10 protein-coding genes are annotated in these 15129 nt (G+C 71.0%); 5 read left to right on the forward strand and 5 right to left on the reverse strand.

The genetic code is table 11. From position 1 onward, the window contains the following. Nucleotide 1: 1 nt before the first annotated feature. The 4 genes from ACN26Y_RS17405 to ACN26Y_RS17420 form a co-directional block, all read right to left on the reverse strand. Nucleotides 2-376: a type II toxin-antitoxin system VapC family toxin gene (locus ACN26Y_RS17405; RefSeq protein WP_155331271.1), complete on the reverse strand. Its 375-nt coding sequence runs from the start codon at nt 374-376 to the stop codon at nt 2-4. Beyond that, on the reverse strand, nt 373-627 hold the full coding sequence (locus ACN26Y_RS17410) for a type II toxin-antitoxin system Phd/YefM family antitoxin (protein WP_155331272.1): 255 nt from the start codon (nt 625-627) through the stop codon (nt 373-375). The genes ACN26Y_RS17405 and ACN26Y_RS17410 overlap by 4 nt, the downstream gene beginning before the upstream one ends. 116 nt (nt 628-743) lie before the next feature. Then, nucleotides 744-3599, reverse strand: a complete 2856-nt coding sequence (locus tag ACN26Y_RS17415) for an aconitate hydratase (RefSeq protein ID WP_422733025.1) — start codon at nt 3597-3599, stop codon at nt 744-746. 242 nt (nt 3600-3841) lie between these two features. Next, the gene (locus ACN26Y_RS17420) at nt 3842-4024 is read right to left on the reverse strand and encodes a hypothetical protein (RefSeq protein ID WP_155331274.1); all 183 of its coding nucleotides are present in this window, start codon (nt 4022-4024) and stop codon (nt 3842-3844) included. A gap of 159 nt (nt 4025-4183) precedes the next feature. Here ACN26Y_RS17420 and ACN26Y_RS17425 point away from each other — a divergent pair, with 159 nt between their 5' ends. From ACN26Y_RS17425 to pulA, 5 genes are all read left to right on the forward strand, one after another. Next, nucleotides 4184-4891: a hypothetical protein gene (locus tag ACN26Y_RS17425; RefSeq protein ID WP_366602204.1), complete on the forward strand. Its 708-nt coding sequence runs from the start codon at nt 4184-4186 to the stop codon at nt 4889-4891. Between the two features lie 37 nt (nt 4892-4928). Further along, nucleotides 4929-5318, forward strand: a complete 390-nt coding sequence (locus ACN26Y_RS17430; protein WP_155331276.1) for a hypothetical protein — start codon at nt 4929-4931, stop codon at nt 5316-5318. 194 nt (nt 5319-5512) lie between these two features. Further along, nucleotides 5513-6172, forward strand: a complete 660-nt coding sequence (locus ACN26Y_RS17435; RefSeq protein WP_155331277.1) for a hypothetical protein — start codon at nt 5513-5515, stop codon at nt 6170-6172. Between the two features lie 85 nt (nt 6173-6257). Then, nucleotides 6258-6929, forward strand: a complete 672-nt coding sequence (locus ACN26Y_RS17440; protein ID WP_422733026.1) for a cellulose binding domain-containing protein — start codon at nt 6258-6260, stop codon at nt 6927-6929. A 173-nt stretch (nt 6930-7102) separates the two neighbouring features. Then, a complete protein-coding gene (gene pulA / locus ACN26Y_RS17445) occupies nt 7103-12610 on the forward strand; it encodes a pullulanase-type alpha-1,6-glucosidase (protein WP_422733027.1) in 5508 nt (1835 codons plus the stop codon). Nucleotides 12611-12694: 84 nt separating this feature from the next. Here pulA and ACN26Y_RS17450 read toward each other — a convergent pair whose 3' ends face one another. Further along, on the reverse strand, nt 12695-14878 hold the full coding sequence (locus ACN26Y_RS17450; RefSeq protein ID WP_422733028.1) for a hypothetical protein: 2184 nt from the start codon (nt 14876-14878) through the stop codon (nt 12695-12697). Nucleotides 14879-15129 lie beyond the last annotated feature (251 nt).

A 15129-nucleotide genomic window follows, 5' to 3' on the forward strand; every position in this document is an offset into this window, starting at 1 on the left:
CTCACACCGCCAGGATCGGCACGCCGTACTTCTGGATCTGGACGTCCCGGGTCGCGAGGGTGAGACCGGCGTGCCGAGCCTGGGCGATCAGCATGCGGTCGAACGGGTCGCGGTGGATGGGCGGCAGGGTGGCCGCGGTGACGGCGTGTTCGTGGCGGATCGGCAACTCCCGCAGATCGGCCTCCGCGACGAGTCGGGCCAGGTCATCGGGCCCGGAGAGTTTACCGAGCGCCTGCTTGACGCCGACCTCGCAGACGCTGACCGGACTCAGATAGACCTCAGGCTCGGTGTCGATGTGCTCCTTCAACTCTTCGCTGAGGGTCGGGTCGTCGGTCAGCCACCACAGGGCGACATGGGTGTCGAGCAGCACCCTCATCCGGTCCCCCCGAAGTCCCGGGCAATCGAGTCATTGACGTCCTCGGAATCCCAGTCGTCCGCCAGCACCAGCCGGCCGCGTAGTGACCCGCGACCGCGCCGAGGCTGGTGACGTAGCGGAATGACCTTGGCGACCGGCGTGCCGGACCGGCTGATCACGATCTCCTCGCCGTGCTCGACACGCTCGATGATCCGCGAGAGGTGAGTCTTCGCGTCGTGGATGTTGAACTGTGCTGCCGCCTCACCCGACATGGTCGCCTCCTTAGCTAAGAGGTTAGTCCGCTCGGGGTCGCAGGCCAGTAGCGGGCCGGCCGGTACGGCAACGGGCCCTTCCCCCGAGTCGGGGAAGGGCCCGTTCGCGTGGTGGGTCAGCTGGCGATCATGCGGCGCAGCACGAACTGCAGGATGCCGCCGTGCCGGTAGTAGTCCGCCTCGCCCGGGGTGTCGATGCGGACGACCGCGTCGAACTCCACACCGGTGTCGGTGGTGACCTTGACGGTCCGCGGGGTCTCGCCGTCGTTCAGCGCGGTGACCCCGGCGATCGAGAACGTCTCGGTGCCGGTGAGGCCCAGCGACTCGGCGGTCTCGCCGGCCGGGAACTGGAGCGGGAGGACGCCCATACCGATCAGGTTCGAGCGGTGGATCCGCTCGTACGACTCGGCGATGACGGCCTGCACGCCCAGCAGCATCGTGCCCTTGGCCGCCCAGTCCCGCGACGAGCCGGAGCCGTACTCCTTGCCGGCCAGGACGACCAGCGGAATACCGGCCTCCTGGTAGGCCACCGAGGCGTCGTAGATGGTCGTCTGCTCGCCGGTGAGGTGGTTGACGGTGAAGCCGCCCTCGACGCCGGGCACCAGCTGGTTGCGCAGCCGGATGTTGGCGAACGTGCCCCGGATCATCACCTCGTGGTTGCCCCGCCGGGAGCCGTACGAGTTGAACTCGTGGCGCGGCACGCCGTGCTCGGCGAGGTACCGGCCGGCGGGCGAGTCGGCCTTGATCGAGCCGGCCGGGGAGATGTGGTCGGTGGTCACCGAGTCGCCCAGCTTGGCCAGCACGCGAGCGCCGGTGATGTCACCGACCGCCTTCGGCTCCCGCTCCATGCCCTCGAAGTACGGGGGCTTGCGGACGTACGTCGACTCGCCCTCCCAGGCGAACGTGTCACCGGTCGGCGTCGGCAGCGACTGCCACCGCGCGTCGCCGGCGAAGACGTCCGCGTACGCCGAGCTGAAGCCGGTGGCGCCGATCGCCGAGGCGATGACGTCCTGGATCTCGGCGGTGTTCGGCCAGATGTCCCGCAGGAACACCGGGTTGCCCTGGCTGTCCTCGCCGATCGGCTCGTTGGCCAGGTCGATGTCCATCGTGCCGGCCAGCGCGTACGCGACCACCAGCGGCGGCGACGCCAGGTAGTTCATCTTGACGTCCGGGTTGATCCGGCCCTCGAAGTTCCGGTTGCCGGAGAGCACCGAGACGACCGCGAGGTCGTTCGCGTTGACCGCGGCGGAGATCTCCTCCGGCAGCGGGCCGGAGTTGCCGATGCAGGTGGTGCAGCCGTAGCCGACCAGGTGGAAGCCCAGCTTCTCCAGGTACGGCGTGAGGCCGGCCCGCTCGTAGTAGTCCATGACGACCTTCGAGCCGGGCGCGAGGGTGGTCTTCACCCACGGCTTGCGGCTCAGGCCCTTCTCGACCGCGTTGCGGGCCAGCAGGGCCGCGCCGATCATCACCTGGGGGTTGGAGGTGTTGGTGCAGGAGGTGATCGCGGCGATCACCACCGCGCCGTGGTCCAGCTCGAACTCGGTGCCGTCGGCGCCGGTGACCCGGACCGGGTTGGTCATCCGGCCGCCGGAGCCCACCGCCGCGGTCTCCAGGTCACGCGGGGCGTCGGCCGGGTCGATCACCCCGTTGGCCGGGGAGTCGCTGGCGGGGAAGGACTCGGCGCTGGCCTCGTCGGCGTGGCCCGCCACGCCGAACGGCTTCTCCAGCTGCGGCACGCCCGCCTTGCGGTCCCGGTCGCCGCCGGTCTCGTCGGCCGCCACGTAGTCCGTCAGCGCGGAGCGGAACAGCGTCTTGGCGCTGCCCAGCGGCACTCGGTCCTGCGGGCGCTTCGGGCCGGCGAGGGACGGCTCGATGGTGCTCAGGTCGAGCTCCAGGCGCTCCGAGTACTCCGGCTCGGCGGCCGGGTCGTGCCAGAGGCCCTGCTCCTTGGCGTACGCCTCGACGAGCGCGACCTGCTGCGGGTCCCGGCCGGTCAGCTCGAGGTAGCGGACGGTCTCGGCGTCGATCGGGAAGATCGCGACGGTCGAGCCGTACTCCGGGGACATGTTGCCGATGGTGGCCCGGTTGGCCAGCGGCACCGCGCCCACGCCGGGGCCGTAGAACTCGACGAACTTGCCGACCACGCCGTGCTTGCGCAGCATCTCGGTGATCGTGAGGACCAGGTCGGTGGCGGTGGTGCCGGCCGGCATCTCGCCGGAGAGCTTGAAGCCGACGACCCGCGGGATGAGCATGCTCACCGGCTGCCCGAGCATCGCGGCCTCGGCCTCGATGCCGCCGACGCCCCAGCCGAGCACGCCCAGGCCATTGACCATCGTGGTGTGCGAGTCGGTGCCGACGACCGTGTCCGGGTACGCCTGGCCGCCCCGCTCCATCACCGTACGGGCCAGGTACTCGATGTTGACCTGGTGCACGATGCCGGTGCCCGGCGGCACCACCTTGAACTCGTTGAACGCGGTCTGGCCCCAGCGCAGGAACTGGTAGCGCTCCTTGTTGCGCTCGTACTCCAGCTCGACGTTGCGCTGGAACGCGTCCTCACGGCCGAACAGGTCGGCGATGACCGAGTGGTCGATGACCAGCTCGGCCGGGGCGAGCGGGTTCACCTTGGTGGGGTCGCCGCCGAGGTCGCGGACGGCCTCGCGCATGGTGGCCAGGTCGACGACGCACGGTACGCCGGTGAAGTCCTGCATGAGCACCCGCGCCGGGGTGAACTGGATCTCGACGCTCGGGTCGGCGGTCGGCTCCCACGCGCCGAGCTGGCGGATGTGGTCGGCGGTGATGTTCGCGCCGTCCTCGGTCCGGAGCAGGTTCTCCAGGAGGATCTTCAGGCTGTAGGGGAGCCGTTCGTGGCCCTCCACCTTACTGATCTTGAAAATCTCGTAGCTCGCGTCTCCGACGCGTAGCTGGGTCTTCGCACCGAAGGTGTCGAGGCTCGCCACGTCGTACTCCTTCACACCAGCGACCGTGAGTAGTCCTGAGCAGTCTGTCGCACCGGCCGGGAGGGTGCCGTGCTTAGGCAACACTTACCCGGGACGGATGCTCAACAAAACCGTACGTCCGTCTTGCTATTCGCGCAACCTCGTGTGATCCACTCGGGTAGCGCTAGGTCGCGGTGCCGGTGCCCGACGACGGCGCGGAGTGCGACCTGCCGTGGGCCTCTGTCACCCAGGACGCGCGCGGCCGGGCGACGGGTGGGTCAGGATTCGTCGCGGGGAGTGACCGTCGCCTCCGCGTGCCGGTCCCGCAGCCGGGCCCGGATCTCCTCGGGCGTGTACGCCCGGCGCCGCCGCTCCGCGCGGGCGATGACCACACCGGACGCCGCCACGCCGGCCAGCCCCGCCAGTCCGAGCACCTTCCACCACCGCATCCTCTTCCGCATCGGCCTAGGGTAGGTGCTCATGAGCGTGCATATCGGCGTCGCGCCCGCGTGTCCGGCGCGGCGGTTCGGATCGGGCCACCCGGGCGAGCGCCGGCCGGCGGGTCACCGGTGCGGCGCGGTGGCGCCGCGGGCCGGCGCGGAGCGGTCGGGAGCGCCGGCATGAGTCTCGACCTGGACGAGGCCGTGGAGCTGACCCGCACCGGTGACGTGTGGGTGTTCCGCGGTCGCAGCGTGCCGGACCGGGCCATCCAGCTCACCACCAACAGCCCGGTCAACCACGTCGGCATGGCGGTGGTCCTGGACGACATGCCGCCGCTGATGTGGCACGCCGAGCTGGGCCGGTCGTTGCCGGACCTGTGGTCGGGCACGCACCAGCGTGGCGTGCAACTGCACGACCTGCGCGACGCGGTCTGCGTCTGGGCCAACCGGTACGGGCAGCGGGGCTGGCTGCGCCAACTGGAGCCGCCGGCCGACGCGGAGATGGAGAAGGCGGTGCTGCGGACGATCGCCCGCCTCGACGGCACCCCGTTCCCGTCCACCGCCCAACTCGCCTGGCGATGGCTGCGGGGGCGGGCGCCGGCGGTCCGGCTACCCGGCCAGCGGGGGCCGCTCGGCCCCGGCCGCGGGGACCCGCCGAACGGCCGGTCGGCGGACGACCGGGGCCGCGCCCCCGTGCCCGAGCACCGGCTGGAGACGGCGTACTGCGCGGAGGTCGTCGCGGTCACCTACGAGGCCATGGGGCTGCTCCCGCCCGGCCGGCGTCCGAACTGGTACGACCCGGGCCGCTTCTGGAGCGGGGACGACCTCGGCCTGGCCGGTGGCGCACGGCTCGGGGCGGAGATCGAGGTGCGCATACCACCGCGTTGAGGTTTGGGTCAGTCCCGCGCAGGCAATTCCCATCCGCGTGACGGCTTCCACCGAACTCGACGCCCTGACCGACTTCTTCGGGCGGTACGGCGCGGCACTGACCGCCGGCGACGTGCCGGCCCTGACCGGCTGCTACGCCCTGCCCGGGCTCGTGGTCGCCGACACGTACAGCTTCTCGTTCACCTCGCCGGCGGCGGTGGCGCTGTCCTTCGTGGGCGCCGCACCCGACTACCAGGAGCGCGAACTCGTCGCGGCGCACGCGACCATCGAGGATGTGCAGCAGGTGTCGGCGCTGCTCACCATGGTCGCCGTCGAGTGGGAGTTCCTCGACAGCCAGGGCCGCCGGGTCCCGGGGGAGCGTTACCGCTACCTGGTGCGCTCCACGGACGACGGGCCGGCCATCTGCACTGTCATCCGCGTGGCCTGACCGCCCGAGCCCGAGGGACCGACGGTCGCCGGGCGACCACCTGTCGTCGGCCGCCCGCTGCCCGGTCGGCCGGTTCCGGGGACGGGCCGTTCCGCCGGTGGCGGTCGGTGGCTACGCTGGCGCGGCGGTTCGATGAGGGGGGCCCGATGTCAGTGCAGCCGGCCGGGGACACCAATGGGCGAACCACATCCAGGGTGCTGGCGTCGGTCCCGTGGATCGTCGTGCTGTCCGGTGTCGTGCTGCTGGTGGTGCTGCTCGTGATGGCGCTGCTGTCGTTCCGCGGGTCCGAACGGCATGCCGCGCCGCCGCCGGCGCCGCCGCTGGTCCTGCCGACGCCGGCCGCCGCGGCGTCGGCGTACCCGTCACCGGCGCCCGCGTCCGCGACGGCGGCCGCGTCCCCCACGGCGTCCGCGTCCGCGACCACCACGGCCACGCGGGTGCCCAGGCCGACCCGGACCAGGTCCACCCCGCCGGCCACGGCGAGCTCCCCGGTCCCGCCCAGCCCGCTCGTGGGGGGCGGCGACGCCTCCGCCGGCCAGGTCACCGCGCGGTACGAGGTGACCGACCGGCACCGCGACTCGTTCGAAGCCGAGCTGGTCGTCCGCAACCGGACGGGCGAGGCTCGGGACTGGCGCGTGGAACTGACGTTCACCGGCGACATCGACAGCTTCCGGGTCTACGGGAGGTCCGGGGTCTCCGTGTCGGCCGAGGGCGGTGGCCGGTACGTGCTGCGCGGCACGGGGCCCGTCGGCGCGGGGGAGGCCGAGCGGTTCCACCTGTGGATCAGCCATGACGGCGCCGACACGGAGCCCGACCGGTGCACGGTCAACGACGCCGACTGCGTCATCGAATGACGGGGTTCCCGGCGGGCGTGGCCGGGCCGGAACCGTCCGACCTGGTCGGTGGCTACGCTTGCCGGACGGCTCGCTGAGGAGGGACATGTCCGGCCTGCGTCGTGCCCCGCGGTCGTCCCGCGCCACCGCCGCCATCGTGTCCTCTCCGTGGATCCTGGTGGCCGCCGGGGTGGTCGTCATGATCGTGCTGCTGGTCATCGCGCTCGGCGCGTACCGAAGCCGCAGCGGCGCCGACACGGCACCGGCCCCGCCCGCGCCGCCGCTGCTCCTGCCGGAGGCGCCGCCGCCGTCGTCGTCGGCCGCCCCGTCTCCGACCGGGGCGGTCCAGCCCGGGCTGTCCCCGCGCACGTCGGTCCAGCCCACCACGGGCGTCGCGAGGCCCCCGCACCCCACGCCGGGTGTCACCAGCCGCGCCGCCCACCCCACGTCGCCACCGCCGCCGGCCGGGACGACCGGCCGCTACCGGGTGGTGAACTCCTTCGACGGCGGGTTCATCGGCGAGATCCTGGTACGCAACGGGTCGGCGGAGCGGCGCGGCTGGACCGTGCGGCTGACGTACGCCGGCGGGCGGTTCGTGACCGCCTGGGTCGAGGGCACCGAGCAGGGCAAGGCGACCCCCACCGAGGGTGGCTTCACCTACCGCAGCGGCGTCGACGTGGCTCCGGGCGGCAGTGCCACGCTGCGCTTCCACATGGAACGGACGGACCCCCGCCCGACCGGCTGCACGGTCGACGGCGTGCCCTGCGTCCTCGGCTGACGATCCACCTCGGACACGTGCACACGGTCGCGGCGGACCGGCTCTTCCGGCCCGCGTGACGGAAAGGTTGCTGCAAGCAGACTGCTTTGTTGCGACTCTGTTTGCAAGGTATTGCAGAATGTTTCGGCAAGGGCTAGCGTGCGGGCGAATCAGCGACCAGAGGAAGGCCGTCGATGAAACCCCCGCCGATACCGCGCAAGGCTCTGCTCGCCCTCGTCTCCCTCCTGACCCTCACCCTCGTCGGCGCTCCGGTCGCCGTACACCAGCTCGGCGCCGACGCCAGCGGTCGCGGCGCGGGCGCACCCGTCGATCCGCTCGCCGCCGCCGGTGCGGCCCAGTGGGGCACCGAGCCCTCCGCCGCGGCCCTGCTCGCCGCCGGTGACCGCGAGGCCCGCGCCGAGCAGTTCTACTTCGTCCTGCCGGACCGCTTCGCCAACGGCGACCCGCGCAACGACCGGGGCGGCCTCACCGGCGACCGGCTGAAGACCGGGCACGACCCGGCGGACAAGGGCTTCTACCACGGCGGCGACCTCAAGGGCGTCATGGACCGGCTGGACTACATCCAGGGGCTCGGCACGACCGCCATCTGGCTGGCGCCGGTGTTCAAGAACCGCCCCGTGCAGGGCGGGGGGAAGGACGCCTCCGCCGGCTACCACGGCTACTGGATCACCGACTTCACCCAGGTCGACCCGCACTTCGGCAGCAACGACGACCTGAAGCGGCTGGTCCGGCTCGCGCACGGGCGCGGCATGAAGGTCTACCTGGACATCATCGTCAACCACACCGCGGACGTCATCCGGTACGCCGAGGACAAGTACGCCTACGTCGACAAGAAGACGTCCCCATACCGGGACGCGCAGGGCCGGCCCTTCGAGGACCGCCACTACGCCGACGGCACCCGCGACTTCCCCGAGGTGAACACGAAGTCCTTCCCGTACACGCCGGCCTTCGAGACCCCGGCCGACGCGAAGGTCAAGGTCCCGGCGTGGCTGAACGACCCGACCATGTACCACAACCGGGGCGACTCGACCTTCGTCGGGGAGAACAGCGAGTACGGCGACTTCGTCGGCCTCGACGACCTGTGGACCGAGCGCCCCGAGGTCGTGCGCGGCATGACGAAGATCTACTCCGACTGGGTGCGCACCACCGGTGTCGACGGCTACCGGATCGACACCGTCAAGCACTCGAACCTGGAGTTCTGGCCCCAGTTCAGCCAGGGCGTCGAGCAGGCCGCGGACCGGGCGGGCAAGCAGGACTTCTTCATGTTCGGCGAGGTCTACAGCGCCGACCCGGAGATCACCTCGACGTACGTGCGCCGGGGCGGCCTGCCCGCCACCCTCGACTTCCCCTTCCAGGACGCCGCGAAGGGCTTCGTCTCGGGCGCCGGCTCCGCCAAGGCCCTCGCCGACGTGTACGCCCGCGACGACCTCTACCACGCGCGGGACACCGACGCGAACCGGCTCACCACCTTCCTCGGCAACCACGACATGGGCCGCATCGGCGCGTTCATCGCGGGCGGCGGCACGGACGCCGCCACCCACCTGCGCCGCGACCAGCTCGCCCACGAGCTGATGTTCCTCACCCGCGGTCAGCCGGTGATCTACTCCGGCGACGAGCAGGGCTTCACCGGCGCCGGCGGCGACAAGGACGCCCGGCAGGACATGTTCGCCTCGAAGACCGCCGACTACCTCGACGACGACCTGCTCGGCACCGACCGCACCCACGCCGCCGACCAGTTCGACCCGGCGCATCCGATCTACCGGACGATCGCCGAGCTGGGCCGGCTGCGCCAGGAGCACCCGGCGCTGCGCGACGGCGTCCAGGTCACCCGGCACGCCGCCGACGGGCCGGGCGTCTTCGCGGCCTCCCGCGTCGACCGGAAGCAGCGGACCGAGTACGTCGTCGCGGTGAACAACGCGACCACCCCGCAGACTGTCACCGTGGACACCTGGTCGGCCGGCGCCACCTTCGGCGGCGTCTACGGCACCACCACCGCACCGGTGGCCGGCGGGGACGGCAAGCTCACCATCACCGTGCCGGCGCTGTCGGCCGTCGTGCACCGGGCCGGCACGCCGATCGCGCTTCCGTCGGCGGCGCCCACCGTCAGCATCACCGCGCCCGAGGCGGACACGCCGGTCCCCACCCGGGCCGCGGTCACCGCCCAGGTGGCCGGCGACCCGCTGGCCACCGTCACGGTGGCGGCCCGCGTCGCCGGCGGCAAGTGGACACTGCTCGGGTCGGCGGACCGCGCCCCGTACACCGTGCACCACGACCTGGCCGGCCTGGCCGGCGGGACGAAGATCGAGTACAAGGCCGTGGTCCGGGACGGGAAGGGGCGAACCGCCACCGCCCGCACCACCGCCGTCGTCGGCACGCCCACGCAGGCCGCCGCCCGCGACTGGCTGGTGGTGCACTACCAGCGACCGGCCGGCGGGTACGACGACTGGGGCCTCTACGCCTGGGGCGACATCGACCCCGCGTACGTGACCGAGTGGCCCAAGGGGCAGCCGTTCGCCGGTGCGGACTCCTACGGTCGGTTCGCCTGGGTGAAACTCAAGCCCGGCGCGAAGTCGGTGGGTTTCCTCGTGGTCGACAGGAACGGCACCAAGGACGTCGAGCAGGACCGCACGGTCGACGTGACGAAGACCGGCGAGGTCTGGCTGAAGGCCGGCGACCCGACGATCCACCCCACCCGGCAGGCGGCCACCGGTGAGCCGGACCCGGTCGTCGAGGAGGGCACGGCCGTCCTCCACTACCGGCGGGCCGACGGCAACTACGACGGCTGGGGCCTGCACCTGTGGGACGGCGCGGCCAGCCCGACCGACTGGGCGAACCCGATGCCGCCGACCCGCGTCGACTCGTTCGGGGCCGAGTTCCGGGTGCCGCTCGCGGCCGGGGCCACCGGGCTGAGCTACATCATCCACAAGGGAGACGAGAAGGACCTGCCCGAGGACCAGCGCCTGGACTTCGCCAGCGCGGGACGCGAGGTGTGGCTGCTCGCCGGCACGCGCGGCCGGCTGCTGCCGGCCGCCACCACCGGCACCGCGAAGGACATCGACCTGACCAAGCAGAAGGCGCACTGGATCGACCGCGCCACCCTCGCCTGGCCGACCGGCCCCACCGACGGCAAGACGTACGCCCTGGTGGCCGCGGCAACCGGCGGGGTGACCGTCGCCGACGGCGAGCTGGCCGGGACGTACACGACGATCCCGCTACGGGCACAGCGCAACGGGCTGACCGAGGCGCAGCGGGACCGGTTCCCGCACCTGTGGGCGTACCAGACGTTCACGCTGGACCGGCGGGACCTGGCCAAGGTGCCGGCGGCGCTACGCGGGCAGCTCGTGCTGACCGAACGGGACGCCGAGGGCGCGCTGCTCGCCGCCACCGGCGTGCAGATCCCGGGTGTGCTCGACGACGTCTACTCCCGGGCGACCGGGGCGCGCCTCGGCCCGACCTTCACCGGCGGCGTCCCGACGCTCGCACTGTGGGCGCCGACCGCCCGGACGGTGTCGTTGCAGCTGTTCGACGCGCCGACGGCGCAGCCGCGTACCCTCGCGATGCGCCGGGACGACCGGACCGGCGTGTGGTCGGTGCGCGGGTCCCGCTCGTGGGCCGGGAAGTACTACCGCTACCAGGTGGAGGCGTGGCAGCCGGCGGCGCAGAAGGTGGTCACCGCGTCGGTGACCGATCCGTACTCGCTGGCGCTCGCACCGAACTCCACGCACAGCCAGATCGTCGACCTGGCCGACCCGCGGCTCGCGCCGGCGGGCTGGGCCGGCCTGCGCAAGCCGGCGGCGGTGCCGTCGACGAAGGTGCAGATCTCCGAGCTGTCGGTACGGGACTTCTCCATCGCCGACAGCACCGTCCCGGCCGAGCGTCGCGGCACCTTCCTCGCCTTCACCGACCCGGCGACCGCCGGCATGAAGCACCTGACGGCGCTCGGCGACGCCGGAGTCACCCACCTGCACCTGCTGCCGGCGTTCGACTTCGCCACGATCCCCGAGCGCCGCGCCGACCAGAAACAGCCGCCCTGCGACCTGGCGAAGCTGCCGCCGGACTCGGACGAGCAGCAGAAGTGCATCGCCGCGGTGGCCGACACCGACGGCTACAACTGGGGGTACGACCCGCTGCACTACACCGTGCCCGAGGGTGGCTACGCCGTCGACCCGGCCGGCGCGGCGCGCACCACCGAGTTCCGGCAGATGGTCGCCGGGGTGAACGCGGCCGGGCTGCGTGTGGTGATGGACGTGGTCTACAACCACACCTCCGCGGCGGGCACCGACCCGAAGTCGGTGCTGGACCAGATCGTGCCCGGCTACTACCACCGGCTGCTGGAGGACGGCACCGTCGCCAACTCGACCTGCTGCGCCAACACCGCCCCGGAACACGCCATGATGGGCAAGCTCGTGGTGGACTCGGTGGTCACCTGGGCGAAGGCGTACAAGGTGGACGGCTTCCGGTTCGACCTGATGGGTCACCACCCCAAGGCGAACATGCTGGCCGTGCGGGCGGCGCTGGACGAGCTGACCGTCGCGCGGGACGGCGTGGACGGGCGGAAGATCCTGCTCTACGGCGAGGGCTGGAACTTCGGCGAGGTCGCCAACGACGTCCGGTTCGTCCAGGCCACCCAGGCCAACATGGCCGGCACCGGGATCGGCACGTTCAACGACCGGCTCCGCGACGCGGTGCGCGGCGGCGGCCCGTTCGACGCCAACCCGCGCCAGCAGGGCTTCGCCTCCGGGCTGTTCACCGACCCCAACGGGGATCCGGTCAACGGGTCGGCGGCCGACCAGCGGGCCCGGCTGCTGCACCAGCACGACCTGATCAAGGTGGGCCTCACCGGCAACCTGCGCGGCTACCGGTTCACCGACTCCGCCGGGCGGCAGGTCACCGGCGCCCAGGTGGACTACAACGGGTCGCCCGCCGGGTACACCGCCGCGCCCGGGGAGGCCGTCACGTACGTCGACGCGCACGACAACGAGATCCTGTACGACGCGCTGGCGTACAAGCTGCCGCAGGACACGGCGGCGGTGGACCGCGCCCGGATGCAGGTGCTGGCGCTCAGCACCGTCGTGATGGGCCAGGGCACCGGCTTCGTCACCACCGGCACCGAGCGCCTGCGGTCGAAGTCGCTGGACCGCAACTCGTACAACTCCGGGGACTGGTTCAACCAGATCCGCTGGGACTGCGGCCAGGGCAACGGGTTCGGCGCCGGCCTCCCGCCGGAGCAGGACAACAAGGACAAGTGGCCGTACGCGAAGCCCCTGCTGGCGGACCCGAAGCTGGTGCCGGACTGCGCGGCGATCGACCTGACCGACGCCCGGTACGCGGAGCTGCTGGCGATCCGGGCGTCGTCGCCGGTCTTCGGGCTGGCCACGGCCGAGCAGGTGCAGAAGCGGGTGGCGTTCCCGCTGTCCGGCACGGCGGAGACCCCCGGTGTGCTGACCATGACGCTGGACGGTCGCGGCCTCGACGGGCGCTGGAAGTCGGTCACGGTGGTCTTCAACGCCACCACGGTGACGGCGACCCAGCAGGTCACCGGCCTGCGCGGGGCGGACGTGGCGCTGCACCCGGTGCTGCGGACCTCCGCCGACGAGGCGCTGCGGACGGCCTCGTTCGACCGGTCGAGCGGCACCTTCACGGTGCCCGCCCGCAGCGTGGCGGTCTTCGTGCAGCGCTAGTTCGCATGGTGCGGCCCCCTGCCACCTCCGGTGGCAGGGGGCCGACCTTTCCGTCCGGCTGTTCCCCAGAGCGCTTCGACGCGCTCAGTTGAAGCAGTCTTCGACGGTCTTGGCGCAGTTGGTGGGGTCGTTGTCGGTGATGGTGGACTCGTCGTCGAGCTTGACCTTGCCATCGTTGTTGAAGACACCACCGGCGATCTTGTTGTGCTCGTCGCCGTTGTCGGCCTTGTTCTTCGTGACCTTGGTCTCGGAGAGCGTGACCTTGCCCTTGTTGTTGTAGATGCCGCCGCCGTTCTTGCCGGCGAAGTTCTCCTTGACCTTGCTGTCGCGCAGGACCAGGGAGGCCCCGAAGTCGTCGTGGTCCTTGTTCTTGTCGTTGGACCAGTTGCTCGGGGACGGCTGGCCGTTGTGCTCTTCGATCGGCTTGCCGTTGAAGATGCCACCGCCGAAGCGGCCGGCGCTGTTCTCGAGGATCTCGCTGTCGGTGACGGTGGCGCTGCCCCGCTTCTCCTCGTCCTTGTCGTTCTTGTCGTCCTTGTTCCAGGACGTGGTGCGGTTGCGGTCCTTCTCGTCGCTGTTGACGTTGTAGATGCCGCCGCCGTCCTTGTGGGCCTTGTTCTTCTCGATCTTGCTTTCCTTGACCGTCAGGACGGTGTCGACGGCGTAGATGCCGCCGCCGTTCTCGCCGGCGGTGTTGTTCTTGACGAAGCTCCAGCGGACCTCGACGAAGCCGTCGTTGCTGAACAGGCCGCCGCCGTTCTTCTTGGCGGTGTTGCCCTCGATGAGGGTCTTCTCGATCTCGACGGTGCCGGCCTTGCCGTCCTTGCCGTCCTTGTCGTCGTGACGGTCGTGGCCGTTGCCGTTCCAGTCGTGCTTCTTCTTGTCGTCGTGCTTCTTCTTGTCCTCCTCACCGTGACCGTTGGCCACGCCGCCGCCGTTCTTGCCGGCGGTGTTGTTGGTGATGCGGGACTCGCCGCCCTTGCCGTCGTGGGACCCCGAGACCTTGAGGACACCGGCGTTGAAGATGGCGCCGCCGTCTTTGCCGGCGTGGTTGTTGTCGAAGATGCTGCTCTCGACCTTGAGCCGGCCGAAGTTGGCGACCGCGCCGCCGTTGTTCTCGGCGCTGTTGAGGAAGAACTTGGTGTTCACGAGGTGGGCGCTGCCGCCCCGCTCGATCAGCAGACCGCCGCCGTCGCCCTCGTGCTCCTTGTCGTCCTTGTCGTTCCAGTCCTTGCGGTCCTTGCCCTGCCGGTCGCCGGAGTCCTTGCCGTTGCCGCCGTTCCAGCCGTTGCCGCCCGACGACTGACCGCCCTGCGCCGGCACCGCGGCGGCCTTCTTGGCGGCCGCCTTCTGGACAGCCTCCTTCAGGGCAGCCGCCAGCTTGGCCTCCGCCAGCTGGGCAGCCGTCGGCTTCGCGGTCGCCGGAGCGGGCGCCGGGGCCGGAGCGCCGCCACCGGTACCGCCCTGGTAGCCGTTGGCCCGCGGCGACTCGTGCTTGCCCTTGTCGTCGTGCTTGCCCTTGTCGTCGTGCTTGCCCTTGTCGTCGTGCTTGCCCTTGTCGTCGTGCCTGCCCTTGTCGTCGTGCCTGCCGTTGTCGTGGTGCCGGGGCTTCTCGTCGCCGGCGGCGCCGTTCTTGACCGCGACGTCCTTCAGGGTCAGGTCACCACCGTCGGCCACCCGGAAGATCCGGAACCCGTCCTTCGAGTCGCGCTTGATCGTCGCGCCGTTGCCCTCGATCTTGATGTCCTGCTTGATCGTCGGCAGGCCCGCCTCGTCCTTCTTGTCGAACTCGTCGAGCTCGTAGGTGCAGTCCTTGGCCAACTTCAGCGTGCCGCCGTCGTCACGGTTGGCCAGGTCCAGGGCCTCGATCAACTCGTCGTCGTCGCAGGCCACCTCCCGCACCTTGCCGTGGTCGCCCTTGCCGTCCTTGCCCTTGTCCTTGTCCTTGTCCCAGTCCTTGTCCCAGTCCTTGTCGTCCTTGCCCTTGTCCTCGTGGCCCTTGCCCTTGTCGTCGTGGCCCTTGTCGTCCTTGCCCTTGTCGTCCTTGCCCTTGTCCTTGTCGTTGTCGCTGACCACCTGGGCGGTGGACCACTTGACGTCGGTCACCCGGTGCGAGCCGGTCACGCCCGTCGTGGCGTACGCGACGCTGGCGAGACTCACCGCCCCGGTGAGGCTGGCGACGCCGGTGACGAACCAGAGCCCGCGCCGGCGGAACGGTGAGTTCTTGTCGCGGGTCGGGTCATCGTTATTGCGAAGGTTGTTGGACATCGGAGCTCTCTGTCCTCTCCTTGTACCGACAAGGTCGCTTCGCCGTGGCGAGGCAACCTCCGCTACAAATCGGTTGTAGCTGGCAAACAACACCGTATGGGAGAGTTCTTCACTATGAGCGCGTATCTGAAAAAACCCCACATTGGGTACGGGGTGGGTCCGGACAGCGGGAGTGCGGACGTCCCGCCCGGTGGGGCGTGAGCAGCGCAAACGACGGCGGGCCCCACCACCGGCATCCAGACGACGAGAAA

Origin of the sequence: Micromonospora sp. WMMD558, assembly GCF_049315255.1 — a bacterium.
Taxonomy (GTDB): domain Bacteria; phylum Actinomycetota; class Actinomycetes; order Mycobacteriales; family Micromonosporaceae; genus Micromonospora.